We start from the raw sequence: 17897 nt of genomic DNA on the forward strand, positions 1-17897 counted from the left end.
CCGCCCCGCGATCACCTGATCATGGCGGCGGTGTCCCAGCGCCTCACCTGGCGCGCCGAGTACGACAGAGCACGACTCGCAGCCAACCCACCGGGGACAGACCCAAATTCGACAACGCGGCAAGCAGCATAGAGGGAGGAATGATGAATAACGGTCCGACGTGGCTGACCCGTGATGAGGTGAGCCAGAGAACGCGCTTTTCGGTGAAGACGTTGGCGAACTGGGCTGCTCAGACACCTCCGAAGGGGCCACGCTTCATCAAGGTTGGCCGGCAATGCCGCTACGACTTGGCTGACGTGGTGGCTTGGCAAGAGGCGCAGGCGGCGAAGGCTGCGTAATGCCTCAAGTCGCTTTGGAACCGGGCGCGTATCCGCCGAAGCACAAACTCCAGCCGGTCAAAGGGGCGGATGGGCTTTGGCGGCTCCCCGAGGTTCGTCACCGTGCGTTCAGTGGCCTCTATGTGCGCACCAGCGGCATCGGGACCACCAAGAAGGACTGCTTGGCCGATTGGGAGCGGAAGTTCCAGAAGAACCGGTGTAAGGGCAGTGTGGTCGCCTACGCGCTGGATGATGACCGTGAATTCACGCTCATGGACAAGATGTCCGACGTTTTCGTGCGGTATGTGGATGAACAGCAGCAGAGGGTCACGGCGGGCAAGCTCAAGGCGCAGTCGTTGCGCGACTACAAGAACGCGATCTATCCGACTGACAGTGCTCGTGCCAGTGACAAGGCCATCAAGCTCGATCAGGAACTCGGCAATTTGGCGATTGGGGAAGTCGGTAAGCCGCGGTTCCTGAACAGGTATCTGCGAGCGGTAGCCAAGCATTCGCCGAGTATGGCGGCGCGGCACCATCTCATCCTGACGGCGGTGTTCGCTTCGTTGACGTTGGATGGCTTGTTCGATGATTCACCGATGCGGTTGGTGCCGAATCCGTATGCGGGCGGCGGCAAGCAGCGAGCATTGAACTCCGATGAGCGCGTGATGCTGCTCGATCTGGTCGTGTCGAGTCCGCGCCGGCCGAAGGACTCTGCCTACCTGCTTCCGTTCACTCTGGCGCTGTTGGGTACTGGTGTCCGGCCGAGTGAGGGCTTGGCGTTCCGTTGGTTGGACTGCCTCGACCTGGATGACGAAACGGTCGGTCGTGCGGTGCTGCACGTGTGTGGCACCGTTGTCCGGCTCGACGGTCAGAAGCCGTTCAGGCAGGATCATCGCAAGAAGGGTGATTCGTACTTCGTGACGTTGCCTACGTGGCTCACGAGTGAGCTGAGGGTGTGGAAACGGTTCTGTGCGCCGACTGATGAGGCTGACCTGATGTTCACGCATAAAGGCGGGGTGGTCGACCCGGACAACCCTGGGTACTGCCTCGATCGCATCCGCAAGAACACGGCTCTGAAGTGGCTCAGTTGGGGCAATCTGCGCGACACCGTGGCTACGGAGGTGACCGGGAAGACCGGCAACTCCAAGCGTGCCAGCGCGCAACTGGGGCACTCGGAAGGATCGAGCATGGCGACTCGGCACTACATCGACCGGAGTGGGTACGTCCGCAAAGCCGTGGACAATGCGGACGCCCTCGAAGGTCTCTACCCGGCTGAAAGTGACGGCAAAGTGACGATTCTGGACCGTGTACTCAACTCGTCAGCTCTCTGAGCTGGGGTTATCGCTCCGTTCCCGGATATCGGTGACGATAGCGGAGAAGTCCCGCCCCGCGTCCGTCTGGTTGAAGCGGTCGTAGATCGTGGCGGCGAGCAATCCGAGCTGCCCGTCGACATTGTTCTCCCGCAAGGCGTTCGCGGCCAGACCCAGGTCCTTCGACATCAGCGCCGTCGCGAAACCGGGCTGGTAGTCGTTGTTGGCCGGACTGGTCGGCACCGGGCCCGGGACCGGGCAGTAGCTGGTCAGCGCCCAGCTCTGGCCGGAAGCCGTGGAGACCACGTCGAAGAAGGACTGGTGGCTCAGGCCCAGCTTCTCGCCCAGCACCAGCGACTCCGACAGCGCGATCATCGACACGCCCAGCAGCATGTTGTTGCAGATCTTCGCCGCCTGGCCGACGCCGGAACCACCGCAGTGCACCACCTTGCCGCCCATCACCTCGAGCACCGGCAGTGCGGCGGCGAAGTCCTCTGCGGCGCCGCCGACCATGAAGGTCAGCGTGCCCGCCGCCGCACCGGCGACCCCGCCGGAGACCGGTGCGTCCAGTGCACGGTGCCCGGCGGCGGTGGCGCGTTCGGCCGCGACCTTGGCGTCGGCCACGTCGATGGTGGAGCAGTCGATGAACAGCGTGCCCGGCGCGGCGACCGGAAGCAGCTCGGCGTACACGTCGAGGACGAGTTTGCCGTTGGGCAGCATGGTGATCACGGTGTCGGCCGCGGCCGCCTCGGCGGCCGAACCGGCCACCGTCGCGCCGTCGCGCTCCGCCTGTTCCCGCGCCGCGGGCACCGGGTCGAAGGCGAGCACCTCGTAACCCGCTCGCACCAGGTTGGCCGCCATCGGCCCGCCCATGTGGCCGAGGCCGAAAAATCCGATTCGCTTGCTCATCACGCCACCTCCGGGGTCGCCAGACCCAGCTCTCGATCGCCCAGCTCGGCGAAGTATGCGTCGACCTGCGCGTCGGTCACCGCCTCGAGCGTCGCGGGCGACCATTGCGGGTTGCGATCCTTGTCGATCACCTGCGCGCGGATGCCCTCGACCAGATCGTGCGACGAAAGGGACGCGATGGAGACCCGGTACTCCTCGTTCAGCACCGCCTCCAGACTCGGCGCGGTGCGCGCCGCGCGCAACGAGCGCAGCGTGACCTTCAGCGCGACCGGCGATTTCGCCGAGATCTCGGTGGCCGCCGCCTGCGCCTCGGGCGACTCGTGCGCCCGCAGCCGCGCGACGATCTCTTCGACGGACTCGGCTCCGTAGCACTCGTCGATCCAGCTCTGCCCGGCCGCGAGCGCGGATTCCGGTGCGTCCGTGGCGAACTTGGCGATCGCGATGTCGGCGCTCTCCGTGCGCAGCGTCTCCAGCAGGGCGGGCAGGTCCGCCGACACGACGAAGTAGTCGGCGAAGCCCGCCGCGATGGCGTCGCCCGCGCCCATGCGCGCGGTGGTCAACGCGACGTGCGTGCCGATCTCGCCCGGCGTGCGGGCGAGCAGGTAGGTGCCGCCGACGTCGGGGACGAAACCGATGCCGACTTCGGGCATGCCGATTTTGGACCGCTCGGTGACGATGCGGTGGCTGCCGTGCCCGGAGAGCCCGACGCCGCCGCCCATCACGATGCCGTCCATGATCACCACGTACGGCTTGGGATAGCGGCCGATCAAGGCGTTGAGGACGTACTCGTCGCGCCAGAACCGCCCGGTGGCCGAATCCGCCGTATTCGCACCGCTTTTCGCGTCGGCGTGGATCGCGACGATGTCGCCGCCCGCGCACAGGCCGCGCTCCCCCGCGCCGGTGACCACGACGGTGCGCACCGCGTCGTCCTCGGCCCACTCGCGCAGCGCCTCGGTGATGGCCAGAGCCATCGAGTGATTCAGCGCGTTGATGGCCTTGGGCCGGTTCAGCGTGATCAGGCCGAGGCCGTCGCGCCGTTCGAGCAGAACTTCGTTCATGCTGTGTCCTTTCCGGCATGAGCGAGGGCCCTGCGTGGTCACGCTGCGCTGCCTCCTCCGGGCCTGACCGCTCATGCTGTGTCCTTTCCGGCATGAGCGAGGGCCCTGCGTGGTCACGCTGCGCTGCCTCCTCCGGGCCTGACCGCTCATGCTCTGTCCTTTCCGGCATGAGCGGGGCCCTGCGTGGTCACGCTGCGCTGCCTCCTCCGGGCCTGACCGCTCATGCCGTATCCGATTTCGGCACGAGCGGGGCCCTGCGTGGTCACGCTGCGCTGCCTCCTCCGGGCCTGACCGCTCATGCCGCTCCTACCAGTGCGCGGGCGACGACCACCCGCATGATCTCGTTGGTGCCTTCGAGGATCTGGTGCACGCGCAGATCCCGGACGATCTTCTCCAGGCCGTATTCGGCCAGGTAGCCGTAGCCGCCATGCAGTTGCAGGGCCTTGTTGGCCACCTCGAAGCCCGCGTCGGTGGCGAAGCGTTTCGCCATCGCGCACAGCTCCACCTTGTCCGGCGCGTCGGCGTCCAGTGCCGCGGCGGCCCGCCACAACAGCGTGCGGGCGGCCTCCAATTCGATGCGCATGTCGGCGAGGTCGAATTGCAGCGCCTGGTTGCGCAACAGCGGTTTGCCGAACGCGTGCCGCTCGGCGAGGTACGGCACCGTCTTGTCCAGTGCCGCCTGCGCGCCGCCGACCGAGCACGCGGCGATGTTGAGCCGGCCGCCGTTGAGCCCGTTCATCGCGATGCGGAACCCGTCACCCTCCGCGCCGAGCAGGTTCGCCGCCGGGACCCGGGCATCGGTGAAGATCACCTGACGGGTCGGCTGCGCGTTCCAGCCCATCTTCTTCTCGTTGGCGCCGACGGAGACGCCAGGGGTGTCGGCGGGCACGATGAACGCCGAGATCCCGCGCGCCCCCGCGTCACCGGTCCGCGCCATGACGACGTAGACGTCGGTGGCCCCCGCGCCGGAGATGAACTGCTTGGCGCCGTTGAAGACGTAGTCGTCCCCGTCGCGAACAGCCTTGGTGCTCAACGCCGCCGCGTCGGAGCCGACACTCGGCTCGGTGAGCGCGTAGCTGGCCAGCAATTCCATCGCGGTCAGCCGGGGCAACCAGCGGTGGCGCTGCTCGTCGTCGCCGTAACGGTCGATCATCCACGTCGCCATGTTGTGGATGGAGATGTAGGCGGCGATGGCGGGGCAGCCGGTGGCCAGCTGCTCGAAGATGCGCACGGCGTCGAGCCTGCGCAGCCCGGAGCCGCCCACGTCCTCGCGCACGTAGATGCCGCCCAGGCCGAGCGGGCCCGCCTTGCGCAGCACGTCCACCGGGAAATGCTTCTGCTCGTCCCATTCCAGCGCGTTCGGGGCGAGGAATTCGTCGGCGAAGCCGCGCGCGGTGTCGCGGATCGCCTTCTCGTCGTCGTCGAGTGCGAACATCCGCGTCAGTCCATCGTCGGGATGACGAACGCGTTGCTCTCCTTCAGGCCGGAGGGCCAGCGCTGCGTCACCGTCTTGGTCTTGGTGTAGAAGCGGATCGAATCCGGACCGTGCTGGTTCAGGTCGCCGAAGCCGGAACGCTTCCAGCCGCCGAAGGTGTAGTACGCGATCGGCACCGGGATCGGCACGTTGATGCCGACCATGCCGACCTGCACGCGGGCGGCGAAGTCGCGCGCGGTGTCGCCGTCCCTGGTGAAGATGGCGACGCCGTTGCCGTACTCGTGCTCGTCGGCCAGCCGCAGCCCCTCCTCGTAGTCCTTGGCGCGAACCACGCTGAGCACCGGGCCGAAGATCTCCTCGCGGTAGATCCGCATCTGCGGAGTCACCTTGTCGAACAGCGTCGCGCCCACGAAGTAGCCGTTCTCGGCGCCCTCCACAACCAGACCGCGACCGTCCACCACCAGTTCGGCGCCCTCATCGACGCCGATCTGGACATAGTTGTTCACCCGGTCCACACCGTCGCGCCCGACCAGCGGCCCGTAATCCGCGCCCGGGTCGTCGGACCTGCCGACGTTGAGCTTGTGCACCCGCTCGGTCAGCTTGGCGACCAGGCGGTCGGCGGTCTCCTCGCCGACCGGGACGGCCACCGAGATGGCCATGCAGCGTTCGCCCGCGGACCCGTAGCCCGCGCCGATCAACTGGTCGGCGACGTCGTCGAGGTCGGCGTCCGGCATGACGATCGCGTGGTTCTTCGCGCCGCCGAAGCACTGGGCGCGCTTGCCGTTCGCGGTCGCGGTCTCGTAGATGTACTGCGCGATCGGGGTGGAGCCGACGAAGCCGACGGCCTTGATCCGCGGATCGTGCAGCAGCGTGTCGACGGCCTCCTTGCCGCCGTTGACCACGTTGAACACACCGGGGGGCAGACCGGCCTCGAGGAACAGCTCGGCCAGCCGCAGCGGCACCGAGGGGTCGCGCTCGGAGGGCTTGAGCACGAACGCGTTACCGGTGGCCAGCGCGGGGCCGGCCTTCCACAGCGGGATCATGGCCGGGAAGTTGAACGGAGTGATGCCCGCGACGACACCGAGCGGCTGGCGCATCGAGTACACGTCGATGCCGGTGCCCGCGCTCTCGGTGTACTCGCCCTTGAGCAGGTGCGGGATGCCGGTGGCGAATTCGACGACCTCCAGGCCGCGCTGGATGTCGCCTTTGGCGTCGGCGATGGTCTTGCCGTGCTCGGAGGACAGCAGGGCGGCCAGAGAGTCCATCTCGTCCTGCACCAGGGTCAGGAACTTCATCAGCACGCGCGCCCGCTTCTGCGGGTTGAACGCGGCCCACACCGGCTGCGCCGCCTCGGCATCGGCGATGACCGCCTCGACCTCGGCCTTGCTCGCCAGCGGCACCCGCGCCTGGACCTGGCCGAGATTGGGATCGAAGACGTCGCCGAAGTTGCCGGACGAGCCCGGCACATGCTGCCCGCCGATGAAATGGGTGAGTTCGCGAACCATGCCAGTCCTGTTCTCGTAGCGATCGGGTCACCGCGATGCGGTATGCGGTCATCCTATAGTTGGACGTCCAAGTATCAGCAATGCCGCGGGGTGGATGTGATTCATCCCACGCTCTCCCAGGTGAGGGTTCCGATGTGTCTCGGCCGCCCAGGCGGCTCAGCGGTACAGCCCGCCCAGGCGGTCCACAGGCGGGGCGTGCCCAGCCGGTCCACGGCGGGGCGTGCCCAGGCGGCCCGCGGCGGAGCGTACCCAGGGGGCCCGGGGATCACGACCTTCGGATTTCCCGATCGAGCAGGAGGTAACCGAGCCTGACGTCCCCGATCGGCGCCACCGCCCGACGGCCGCCTGCGCGGTCGGCGGAGCCATCGGTTCGTCCCGCCCCCTATGGCTTCGGCACGAGAACGGCCGGATCGGCTTCCTTCTCCCGCCGCGGTCGCGCCAAACGGAACGCGCCCAATGCCAGCGTGATCGCGCCGATCGCCACGACCACCGCCGCCGCGCCGAGCGAGTCGCCGGTCCAGTCCGAAACCGCCTCCCCCGCCGCCACCGCGATGGCCACACCGCCGCCGACGACGAGCACCGCCGACCGCTGGGTCGCGTACAGCGCGAAGCAGGCCACGGCGATGAGCGCCGTGATCCCGTAGGCCCAGATCCGGCCGTCGACGTCGAGAGTCTGCGCGGCCGCGACGGACGTGACGATCGCGATCAGGTAGCCGACCCGGACGTCGATCAACGCGCCGACCCGAGTCAGCGCGAACCACATCCCGCCGAGCACCAGCACCGCCGCACTGCCCCAACTGTCGTCGAGACCGAACACCTCGGTCGCCGACCCCGCCACGGCAGCGGGCAAGAAGCAAGCGCAGACCAGCATTCCGATCACCGTAGGCAGCGCCAGGTAACCGAGTACGGCGATCATCGCTCCCGCCGCACAGGCGAACACCCACGCGGCATCGGCGCTCGCATGCTCGAGCGCGGTGCCGACGGACCCGGCGAGCGCGACGGATCCGAGCGCGAAGAGCACGGCCGCCAGCCTCGCCCGGGCACTGTTCGCGCTCGCGCGACCGGTCGGCACCCGTGCGAGCAGAACGCCCCCGAGCAGCAGACCGGCCGACACGACGGCGAGCACTCCCACCCGGACCGGCCGGTCGAGCGCGTCCCAGGACGACGCCGCGACCAGGGCGATCCCACCGAACAGCAAACCGGCGCCGACATACGAGGCGATCTCGGCGAGCACCTTCCCGCGCGCCACGGCCGCGGCTCGCTCCACGGCGAGCGCCGCGAGCACCGCGTCGGCTTGGTCACGGGTCAGCACGCGCTCGGCGACCAGCCGTCCTATCGCGGCTTCCGCCCTGTCGTCGCTCACCATGGGCTCAGTATGTCCGAGTCGGCCGCCATGACAACACAATCGGCCCGAGTTCGGAAGCCGCACGAACAACCGCCGTCTACTCGCCACGCCGAGGCGCGCGTCAGAACTCGATGCGCGCATGCGAGGTCGATCGCTGCCGAAAGCCGTCATCCACCGGCCCGGAACAGGCGCCGCAGCAGCGACACGAACCACCCGGCGGCGACCGCTGGCGATGTGATGACAGTCACCGTACGATTAGTTTGACGTCCTAGTATCGGGCGCCAATGGAATCCCCCGGAGGAGTCCCGTGGCCGACAGCAGCGCGCTCTACACGCCCACCCACCCGGTTCGCTTCGTCACCTCGGCGGCCCTGTTCGACGGGCACGACGCGGCGATCAACATCATGCGCCGCATCTTGCAGAGCCAGGGCGCGGAAGTGATCCATCTCGGCCACAATCGCTCGGTCAGCGAGGTGGTCGACGCCGTGCTCACCGAGGACGCCCAGGGTGTCGCGGTCAGCTCCTATCAGGGCGGCCATGTCGAGTACTTCGAATACCTCGCCGACGCGCTGCGCAAGGCCGGGGCCGGGCACGTACGGATCTTCGGCGGCGGCGGTGGCGTGATCGTGGCGGAGGAGATCGCGCGACTGGCCGAATCCGGCGTGACCATCTTCTCCCCCGAAGACGGCCAGCGGCTCGGCCTGCCCGGCATGATCAACCAGCTGATCCGCGCCTGCGACATCGACCTCGCGGCCGAGCCGCCCGCGGCGGACGCGGTGCTCGCCGGCGAGCGCGCCGCCTTGGCGCGCGTCATCACCTGCCTGCAGGCGGACGCGCTGCCGGAGGCCGACCGGCGGAAGCTGGCCGAGGCCGCGGCGGCGCGAACCGTGCCGGTGCTCGGCATCACCGGCACCGGTGGTTCCGGAAAATCCTCGCTCACCGACGAATTGGTGCGCAGGTTGCGGTCGGACCAGCAGGACAAGGTGCGCATCGCGATCCTCGCCGTCGATCCGACCCGGCGGCGCGGGGGCGGCGCGCTGCTCGGCGATCGCATCCGGATGAACGCACTCGACGGCGAGCACGTCTTCTTCCGGTCGCTGGCCACCCGCGGTGGACACGAGGTGCCGGACAACATCGATCTCATCGTGGCCGCCTGCAAGGCAGCGGGATACGACCTGGTCGTCTTGGAAACGCCCGGCATCGGGCAGGGCGACGCCGCGGTGACCGACCACGTCGACGTGTCGATGTATGTGATGACGCCCGAGTTCGGCGCCGCCTCCCAGCTGGAGAAGATCGACATGCTGGACTACGCGGACGTGGTGGCCATCAACAAGTTCGAGCGCCGCGGGGCCGCGGACGCGCTGCGCGACGTGGCCAGGCAGCTGATCCGCAACCGCGAGGAGTTCCACGCCGCGCCGGAGGACATGCCGGTCTTCGGCACCAGCGCGGCCACCTTCAACGACGACGGGGTGACAGCGCTCTACCAGCACCTGACCGGGTTGCTGGCCGGACACGGCCTGCGGCTGGAGCCCGGCGCGCTGCCCCGAGTGGACACCCGCACGTCCACGCGTTTCGCCCAGCTCATCCCGCCCGCACGGGTGCGCTACCTCGCCGAGATCGCCGAGACCGTGCGCGGCTATCACGCTGAAACCGCCGCCCAGGTCGCCGCCGCGCAACGGCTGCAACGCCTCGAGCAAGTCGCGGCCGAGCTGCCCGACGACACCGCGGTCGCCCAGCTCGCCGAACGCGCCCGCGCCGACCTGACGCCCGCGAACGCCGCGCTGCTGGCCGAGTGGCCCGCGCTCGCCGAGTCCTACCGCGGGGAAGAACAAGTGGTCCGGGTGCGCGACCGGGAGATGCACACCCTGCTGCGCCGGGAGACGCTGTCCGGCAATTCCATTCCGCGCGTCGCCCTGCCCCGCTTCACCGATCACGGTGAGCTCCTGCGCTTTCTGCGCGCCGAGCACCTGCCCGGACGGTTCCCGTTCACCGCCGGGGTGTTCCCGTTCAAACGGGACAACGAGGACCCGGCGCGCATGTTCGCCGGCGAGGGCGACCCGTTCCGCACCAATCGACGATTCAAAGTGCTCAGCGAGCATTCCGACGCGAAAAGACTGTCCACGGCGTTCGATTCGGTGACGCTCTACGGCCACGACCCCGCCGAGCGGCCCGACATCTACGGCAAAGTCGGAACCTCGGGGGTATCGATCGCCTCGCTCGACGACATGAAGGTGCTGTACGACGGATTCGATCTGACCGCGCCGAGCACGTCGGTGTCGATGACGATCAACGGCCCCGCGCCGACCATCCTGGCCTACTTCCTGAACACCGCGATCGACCAGGCGCTGGACCGCTTCGCGGCCGAGCAGGGACGGCCGCCGACCGACGCCGAGACCGCCGACCTGCGCGCCCGCACGCTGGCCACGGTGCGCGGCACGGTGCAGGCCGACATTCTCAAGGAAGACCAGGGCCAGAACACCTGCATCTTCTCCACCGAATTCAGCCTGCGCATGATGGCCGACATCCAGGAATGGTTCGTGCGCAACGGCGTGCGCAATTTCTACTCGGTGTCGATCTCCGGCTATCACATCGCCGAGGCGGGTGCGAACCCGATCAGCCAACTGGCCTTCACCCTGGCGAACGGATTCACCTACGTGGAGGCCTATCTCGCGCGGGGTATGCACATCGACGACTTCGCACCGAACCTGTCGTTCTTCTTCTCCAACGGGATGGATCCGGAGTATTCGGTGATCGGCCGGGTGGCCCGCCGCATCTGGGCGGTCGCCATGCGCGATCGCTACGGCGCCGACGAGCGGTCGCAGAAGCTGAAGTACCACATCCAGACCTCCGGGCGGTCGCTGCACGCGCAGGAGATGAACTTCAACGACATCCGCACCACGCTGCAGGCGCTGATCGCGATCTACGACAACTGCAACAGCCTGCACACCAACGCCTACGACGAGGCGGTCACCACCCCGACCGAGGAATCGGTGCGCCGCGCGCTTGCCATCCAGCTCATCATCAACCGGGAGTGGGGGGTCGCGATGAACGAGAACCCCTTGCAAGGCAGCTTTCTGGTCGACGAACTCACCGATCTGGTCGAGGAGGCGGTGCTGGCCGAGTTCGAGCGGATCAGCGAACGCGGCGGCGTGCTCGGCGCGATGGAGACCGGCTACCAGCGCGGCAAGATCCAGGACGAATCGATGCGCTACGAACAGCGCAAGCACGACGGATCACTGCCGATCATCGGCGTGAACACCTTCCGCAACTCCCACGACGAGCCGCACCGGGAGCTGGAGCTAGCGCGCGGCACCGAAGCGGAGAAGCAGTCCCAGCTGCGGCGGGTGCGCGAATTCCAGCAGCGCAACCGGGACGCCGCCCATGCCGCGCTCGCCCGGCTCGAAGCGGTCGCCCGCACCGACGACAACATCTTCGAGGTGCTCATGGAGGCGGCACGGGTGTGCACGTTGCAGCAGATCACCGACACGTTCTTCACCGTCGGCGGGCAGTACCGCCGCAACGTGTGAGCCGAGTGCGCGTGCCCACCTTCCGCAGCAGGCTCGGGCGGCGTCCCGGCGCGGCCCGGCCGCGCTCGCGAGCCGGGTCCGCGGCACGGATCGCCGAGCGAGAAGGTCGCCGCGGGTTCCCCGCCCGCCGCGCGCGGACATGTGACAATCGCCGAGCAAACCTTCGGCGCGGTTGGGATGACAGGCATGGACCTCTCGGGTATTCGGATCATCGACGCACACATCCACCAGTGGGACCCGTTCACCACACCGCGGGATTTCAGCACGCTGGCGAAACTGTTGCGGCTGCTGCCGGTTCCGGTGGACGCGGCGAAGCGGCTGGCCCCGCGGCCGGACCGCGAGTTCGTCGGCGATCCGGTCGCCTACTTGCGGCCCTACCTGCCGTTCGACTACCGCGCCGATGCCGGGAACGCGCCGATCGAGGTGATCGCGCACATCGAGGTCGAATGGTCGCAGCCGGGACCCCTGGGTAAAGCCGGGGAGACCGCCTGGGTGGCCGGGCTGCCGCTGGAGGCGGCGCCACGGCTCGGCGCGATCCTCGCGGGCGGCGACCCGGCGGACCCCGGATTCGCGGAGCTGCTCGACGCACACGCGGCCGCCTCACCGCTGCTGCGCGGTATTCGGACCATGGTCGCGCACCATCCCGATCCCGGCGTGCGATCGTTCACCGACGCTCCCGGCAAACTCGCCACCAAGGACTTCCTGGACGGCTTCGCGCACCTGGCCGAGCGCGGCCTGTCGTTCGAGGCGTGGGTGTACTCGCACGCCATCCCCGACGTCACCGCACTGGCCGAACGGTATCCCGAGGTGCCGATCGTGCTGAACCACCTCGGCACGCCCGCGGGGATCTTCGGCGCGGTGGGCAAACACACCGGCGGCAATCCGGGACTACGCAGGCAACTGCTGGTGCGGTGGCGCGACGATCTCGCCGCACTGGCCGCGCGCCCCAACGTGGTCGCGAAGGTGAGCGGGCTGATGATGCCGATCCTCGGCCATCCGATCCCGCCGCGGGGCACACCGACGCCGGTGCCGCAGCTGCTCGACCGGATCGGCCCGCTGGTCGAACACGCCGTGGACGTCTTCGGCGCGGACCGTCTCATCTGGGGTTCCAACTTCCCGGTGGACAAGCCGGTCACCAGCATCGCGAACAGCATCGAGGCGATCGCGACCGCCGTCACCGGCCACGGCGGCGGACCGGCCGAACTCGAGCAGGTCTTCCGGACCACCGCGCAGCGCGTTTACCGGATCGCCGACTGAGCCGGTTGTCGGTGCCCGCGGCTAGCATTCGCCGCGTGAAAGCCACCGGCACGTTCTCCGTGAGTTCCTTCGTCCCGACCGAGGTGGTGCCCGATCCCACGATCACCACCGCGTTGCCGGTCGGCGTCGCCCTCATCGCCAAGCAATTCGGCGGTGCGATCGAAGGCCGCTCGTCCACCGTGTTCACCGCCGCGTTCGACCAGGCCACCGGTGTGGGCAGCTACACCGCGATGGAGTCGTTCGAGGGCACGCTCGACGGCGTCGCGGGCACCTTCGATTTCCTCCACGTCGCGAGCACCAGCGGGGCCGACCGTACGAACGAATTCTGCGTGATCGTGCCCGGCAGCGGCACCGGCGACCTCGCGGGTATCACGGGCACAGGCGGACTGCATGTGGACGCCGACGGCACACACCACATGTGGTTCGACTACGAATTGTGAGTCGCGCGGGCCAGTTGCGCGGTGAGAGTCTCGCGGGCAGTCGCCAATGACGGCCCGTACCAGGTGAGGGCGCGGCCTTCGACCAAAGCGACCGGGATATCCGGAAACGCTTCCGGTCCATCGCTTTCGGTGAAGACGTAGGGTTCGTCGGGCAGTACCGCGAGCTCGACGCCGTCGATCAGCTCGCTCTCCGTGACGCGCGGATAGCGATCGGGGCGATCGTCGTGCACCAGGCGCAGGCCCAGGCGGTGCGCGATGTCGCCGGTGAAAGTGTTGCGTCCGACCACCATCCACGGATTCCGCCAGACCGGGATGACGGCGGCGCGCGCCGGTTCAGGAGGCGGTGCCGACCAAGCGGACCGGGCCTCGGTGAGCCAAGCCGGGACGTCGACGCCGAGCGCCTCCACGCACAGCCGGGCGAGCGAGACCATGGCCTGCTCGACGGTCTCGATCTCGGTCACCCACACCGGAATTCCCGCCGCGCGCAGACGTTCGACGTCGAGGCGGCGGTTCTCCTCTTTGTTGCACAACACCAGCTCGGGGGCGAGTTCGACGATGCGGCGGACATCCGGATTCTTCGTGCCACGGACACGTTCGACCGCCAGATCGGCTGGATGTGTGCACCATTGCGTGGCGGCGACCAAGACTTCCGGACACGTGCACGCCACCGCCTCGGTCAGCGACGGAACGAGCGACACCACCCGGCGCGGGGGTGTTCGCAGATCCACCGGAGTACCGAGGTCGTCGCGGGGCGACCCGGCCGCTGGGCTCCTTCCTGCCACACCGTCAGCCTATAACAGCGGGTTTTACGCAGGTCGGATCACTTTTCTCGACTCGGAGGAGGTGGGTGCGACGATCCGGCGAAGCGCGGTGACGGTTCGGCAAGTTCGGCGCAAGGGCAGCGTCCGGGCGTTACTGGGGCAGTTCCGCATCGGGTCGCGCGGCGCGAGACTGGATAGCGGCACCCGGCGTCGGGAAGTCTCCGGTCCCTTCGCTCCGCCGGTATCGATCCCGCCCCGACAGACCGGCGGTAACCGACAGCCCCGATGCTGGGTGCCGACCAACGTCACCGGTCGAACAGCCGGTAGAGGGCGGTGAGTTCGCGCAGGCCGGTCGCGGCGGTGGTCTCGTCGGCCGAGGTCATCCGCAGCGCCCTGCGCAGCAGCATCGGATCCAGATCTTCTGGGGCCGCACGAAATTCGACGGTGGGCAGATCCGGCAAGGCGATGTTCTCGCCGTACGGGTCGTCGTCCACGGCGGGGCTCGGCTCGCGTTCGATGCCGCCGATCAAGGTGTCCAGGTCGAGTCCGCGCAAGGTCAGGATCTCGCGCGGGCGTTCGTCGAGCCGCTCGGCCAGCAGGTAGCAGACCGCCGCCACATGCTTGCACGGCCAACCGGGATCGGGGCAGGTGCAAGTGAAATCGAGGTCGGCCGCGGTGCTCGGCAGCAGCAGCGGCCCGAGTCCGGTCGGCAACGCGCCCGAGGCGATCTCGGCGAGCATGCCGGGAGCCGCGCGGATGGTCTCGATGAGCGCCTCGAGTTCGTCATCGCGCAACGGGCGCACGGTGAACACCGCCGTGAAGGGCTTCGGTTGACTGCCTTGCACTTCCGCCGTCACCACGCCCGGCTCGATCCGGTAGTTCACCACCTGACCGGATCTGGCGTAGTTGCGGCCGCGCGCCAACCGGCCCGGCTCCGCCATCCGCTCGACCGATTCCACCAGCGCCTTGCCCCACCAGGTGCGCCCGAACCCGCCGCGCCTGCTGCGCGCCTCCACACCGCCGCGCACCGGCAGCTTCTTCCCGTACTCCGAGTAGTCGACGAACGGACTCATTCGCCCACCGCCGCCGCTCCGAGGGTGAACAGGTCGCGCAGTTCGTCGGTGCTCAGCTCGGTGATCCAGTTCTCCCCCGCGCCGACGGCCAGATCGGCGAGTTGCCGCTTGCCGTTGATCATCTCGTCGATCCGCTCCTCGATCGTGTCCACGCAGACCAGCTTGCGCACCTGGACGTTGCGCCGCTGGCCGATCCGGAAGGCGCGGTCGGTGGCCTGGTTCTCCACGGCGGGATTCCACCAGCGGTCCAGGTGCACCACGTGATTGGCGGCGGTGAGGTTGAGGCCGGTGCCACCCGCCTTGAGCGACAACAACATCAGCGGCGGGCCGTCCGGCGTCTGGAACCGGGTGACCATCGCGTCGCGCTTCTTCTTCGGCACGCCACCGTGCAGGAACGGGATCTCGGCGCCGAACCGCTCGGCGAGGTAGGGCGCCACCAGCTCGCCGAATTCCCGGAACTGCGTGAACAACAGAGCTTTCTCGCCGTCGGCCAGCACCGCGTCCACGACGTCCTCGACGAGAGCGAGTTTGCCGGAACGGTGCGCCCCGCGGTGCAGCACGCTCGACCCGTCACCCAGGAAATGCGCGGGATGGTTGCACACCTGCTTGAGCCGGGTGAGCGCACCGAGCACGGCGCCCTTGCGCGCCATGCCCTTCGCGTCCTTGATTTTCGCCAGCATGTCATCCACGACCGCCTGGTAGAGGGCGGCCTGCTCGACGGTGAGATTGGCCCGCACGGTCATCTCGAGCTTCTCGGGCAGATCGCTGATCACCGTGGGGTCGGTCTTCACCCGGCGCAGCACGAACGGCTGGGTGAGCCAGCGCAGCCGGCTGATCGCGTTCTGGTCGCGCTCGCGTTCGATGGGGACCGCGAAACGAGCCCGGAACGACTGCGGGCTGCCCAGCACCTTCGGCATCGCGAAATCCATGATGGAGCGCAGCTCTTCCAGCCGGTTCTCCACCGGGGTGCCGGTGAGCGCCAGCCGATGCCGCGCACGCAACGACCGCGCCGCCCGCGCCTGCCGCGTACCGGCGTTCTTGATGTGCTGCGCCTCGTCCAGGACGACGCGGTCCCAGTGCTGCCTGCCCAGTTCCTCGGCGTCGCGGGCCAGCAGCGCGTAGGTGGTGACCACCAGATCCGCGGCGGCGACCGTCTCGTCGAGTTCGGCCCCGGCCCGCCGGCCCACGCCGTGATGCACCCACACCCGCAGGTCGGGGGCGAACCGTTCCGCCTCGCGCTGCCAGTTGCCGACCACCGACATGGGGCACACCAGCAAAGTCGGGCCCGGCGGCTCGGTCGCCTCCGGCGCCTCGCGTTCGTGCACCAGCAAGGCGAGCACCTGGACGGTCTTGCCGAGCCCCATGTCGTCGGCCAGGATCGCGCCGCACCCCATCCGGCTCATGGTGGCCAGCCAGGCCAGGCCCCGCCGCTGGTAAGGACGCAACTCGGCCTTCAGCCCGACGGGCACGGCGACCGCTTCCGGCTCTCGCGTGCGATCGAGCAGGTCACCGGCCCACCCGCCGGCGGTGACCTCGGTGATCGGCACCTGCGGCACCCGCGAGACGGCGATCTCGCCCAGCATGTCCGCGAAGGTGACCGGGGTGTCGTCGGCGTGCGCGGCGATATACCGGGCCGCGGCGGCCAACGCCTTGTGATCGGCCTGCACCCACTGGCCGCGCAACTGCACCAGATCGGACTTGCCGCGCACCAGGCGTTCCATCTCGGCCGTGGTCAACACCATGTCGCCGAGCGCCAGCTCCCAGCGGTAGGCGACCAGGCCGCGCAGACCGACCGCGCTCTCCGCGGCGGGCGCCGCGCTGTCCACGCGCAGGCGCATGCTCGGTTCGGCGACGCTCCAGGCCCGCGGCAGCAGCAACTGGATCCCGGCGGCGTGCAGGGCGTGCGCGCCGTGCGCGACCAGGTCCAGCACCACCTCGGTGGGCAGCAGCAGGTCCATGCTGTGTGGATCGCTCGGCAGATCACGCAACCTCGGATACGCCCGCCGCGCCGCGCCGAGCTTGTCCACCGCGATCCGCACGAGATTCGGATCCTCGTGCAGGGGAACGGTTCTGGGCGCCTCCCCGGTCAGGCGCAGGCAGACCTCCAGCCGCCACAGCGCGACGGACTCGTCGGCGAGCCCGAGTTCGCCGTCCGGTTCCAGCAGCCGCAACACCAATTCCGGCTCGTCACCGGTCAGGCTCGCCCGCCAACGCTCCAGCACCTCGGCGACCTGATAGCTGCCGTTGTCCAGCGGAGTGTCGCCGACCAGGGCGGCCACCAGCGGATGCGGCGAGTCCGGCGGATCGGCCAGCGACCGCGCGATCGGATCGGTGAGCTCGGTGACCATGTCGTCCAGCACCGCCGCCGGACGCCCGGCCACCCGCAGAGCCTGCGGCATGGCGACCGCGAGTTCGGCCAGCCAGGCCCGCTGCCGCTCCCCGCCGACCAGCCGCCAGCGCACCCACCACTGGCCGTCCTCCCGGCGCAGGTCCGGCACGACACGCCCGGCGCGCACCCAGCGTTCGATGCCGTGCGCGACGTGCGCGAGAAACCGCAGATCCCCCGCCACCAGCCCGGCGGGCAGGCGCTGCCGCAGCGCCTCCGCCGCCGCGACCGGGGCCATCGCGTGCGCGCGCACCCGCTCGGTGGCGACGACACCGTTGGCGACGACCAGCACCTCGGTGCGGTGCCGGAACCTCGACGCCCGCAGCACGCTGCCCAGCGGATCCGGCAGCCCGGTGGACGGCGCGGCGACCGGCGAGTCGTGCCAGAGCAGCAACCCGGATCCCGGCGACCACAGTCCGTGCAGCATCAACCCATCCAAGCAGGCGGGTCCGACACGGCGGCGCGCCCAGTGCCCCGACCGTTGTGGATTTCTTCGCGCGACGGGCACATACTGGAATATCCGCAGGTCATCGCAAACAACCGCAGCTTGGTGTCAAGGAAGCGGAGGAAGCAGC

13 protein-coding genes are annotated in these 17897 nt (G+C 68.9%); 5 read left to right on the top strand and 8 right to left on the bottom strand.

Annotated elements, in window-relative coordinates; genetic code table 11:
- Positions 1-143 precede the first annotated feature (143 nt).
- Positions 144-338 carry a helix-turn-helix transcriptional regulator gene (locus ACWEKR_RS31225; RefSeq protein ID WP_452357517.1) on the top strand — a complete coding sequence of 65 codons (195 nt, stop codon included), beginning with the start codon at positions 144-146 and terminating at the stop codon, positions 336-338.
- Entirely contained in the window at positions 338-1648 is a 1311-nt protein-coding gene (locus ACWEKR_RS31230; RefSeq protein WP_452357518.1) for a tyrosine-type recombinase/integrase, read from the top strand. Before ACWEKR_RS31225 ends, ACWEKR_RS31230 begins: the two co-directional genes overlap by 1 nt.
- Here the strand turns inward: ACWEKR_RS31230 and mmsB are convergent.
- The 5 genes from mmsB to ACWEKR_RS31255 all read right to left on the bottom strand — a co-directional run bounded on the left by mmsB (position 1637) and on the right by ACWEKR_RS31255 (position 7900).
- Complete coding sequence (gene mmsB / locus ACWEKR_RS31235) at positions 1637-2536, bottom strand: 3-hydroxyisobutyrate dehydrogenase (RefSeq protein WP_452357519.1); 900 nt, start codon at positions 2534-2536, stop codon at positions 1637-1639. The two genes, ACWEKR_RS31230 and mmsB, sit on opposite strands and share 12 nt — an antisense overlap.
- Entirely contained in the window at positions 2536-3594 is a 1059-nt protein-coding gene (locus tag ACWEKR_RS31240) for an enoyl-CoA hydratase/isomerase family protein (protein WP_452357520.1), read from the bottom strand. The genes mmsB and ACWEKR_RS31240 overlap by 1 nt, the downstream gene beginning before the upstream one ends.
- A 295-nt stretch (positions 3595-3889) precedes the next feature.
- Positions 3890-5029: an acyl-CoA dehydrogenase family protein gene (locus ACWEKR_RS31245; protein WP_159839264.1), complete on the bottom strand. Its 1140-nt coding sequence runs from the start codon at positions 5027-5029 to the stop codon at positions 3890-3892.
- Positions 5030-5034: 5 nt separating this feature from the next.
- Entirely contained in the window at positions 5035-6534 is a 1500-nt protein-coding gene (locus tag ACWEKR_RS31250) for a CoA-acylating methylmalonate-semialdehyde dehydrogenase (protein WP_452357521.1), read from the bottom strand.
- Between the two features lie 382 nt (positions 6535-6916).
- Positions 6917-7900 carry a DUF2157 domain-containing protein gene (locus tag ACWEKR_RS31255; protein WP_452357522.1) on the bottom strand — a complete coding sequence of 328 codons (984 nt, stop codon included), beginning with the start codon at positions 7898-7900 and terminating at the stop codon, positions 6917-6919.
- 286 nt (positions 7901-8186) lie between these two features.
- Between ACWEKR_RS31255 and icmF the strand changes: the two genes are divergently transcribed.
- From icmF to ACWEKR_RS31270, 3 genes are all read left to right on the top strand, one after another.
- The gene (gene icmF, locus ACWEKR_RS31260) at positions 8187-11405 is read left to right on the top strand and encodes a fused isobutyryl-CoA mutase/GTPase IcmF (protein WP_452357523.1); all 3219 of its coding nucleotides are present in this window, start codon (positions 8187-8189) and stop codon (positions 11403-11405) included.
- Positions 11406-11591: 186 nt separating this feature from the next.
- Positions 11592-12662: an amidohydrolase family protein gene (locus ACWEKR_RS31265; RefSeq protein WP_452357524.1), complete on the top strand. Its 1071-nt coding sequence runs from the start codon at positions 11592-11594 to the stop codon at positions 12660-12662.
- 35 nt (positions 12663-12697) lie between these two features.
- The gene (locus ACWEKR_RS31270; RefSeq protein WP_452357525.1) at positions 12698-13102 is read left to right on the top strand and encodes a DUF3224 domain-containing protein; all 405 of its coding nucleotides are present in this window, start codon (positions 12698-12700) and stop codon (positions 13100-13102) included.
- Here ACWEKR_RS31270 and ACWEKR_RS31275 read toward each other — a convergent pair.
- The 3 genes from ACWEKR_RS31275 to ACWEKR_RS31285 form a co-directional block, all read right to left on the bottom strand.
- Positions 13090-13884, bottom strand: coding sequence for a helical backbone metal receptor (locus ACWEKR_RS31275; RefSeq protein ID WP_452357526.1), 795 nt, complete (start codon positions 13882-13884; stop codon positions 13090-13092). The two genes, ACWEKR_RS31270 and ACWEKR_RS31275, sit on opposite strands and share 13 nt — an antisense overlap.
- A gap of 284 nt (positions 13885-14168) precedes the next feature.
- The gene (locus ACWEKR_RS31280; RefSeq protein WP_452357527.1) at positions 14169-14936 is read right to left on the bottom strand and encodes an SWIM zinc finger family protein; all 768 of its coding nucleotides are present in this window, start codon (positions 14934-14936) and stop codon (positions 14169-14171) included.
- Complete coding sequence (locus ACWEKR_RS31285) at positions 14933-17749, bottom strand: DEAD/DEAH box helicase (protein ID WP_452357528.1); 2817 nt, start codon at positions 17747-17749, stop codon at positions 14933-14935. Before ACWEKR_RS31285 ends, ACWEKR_RS31280 begins: the two co-directional genes overlap by 4 nt.
- Positions 17750-17897 lie beyond the last annotated feature (148 nt).

The sequence above is a fragment of the Nocardia sp. NPDC004573 genome (assembly GCF_053602135.1).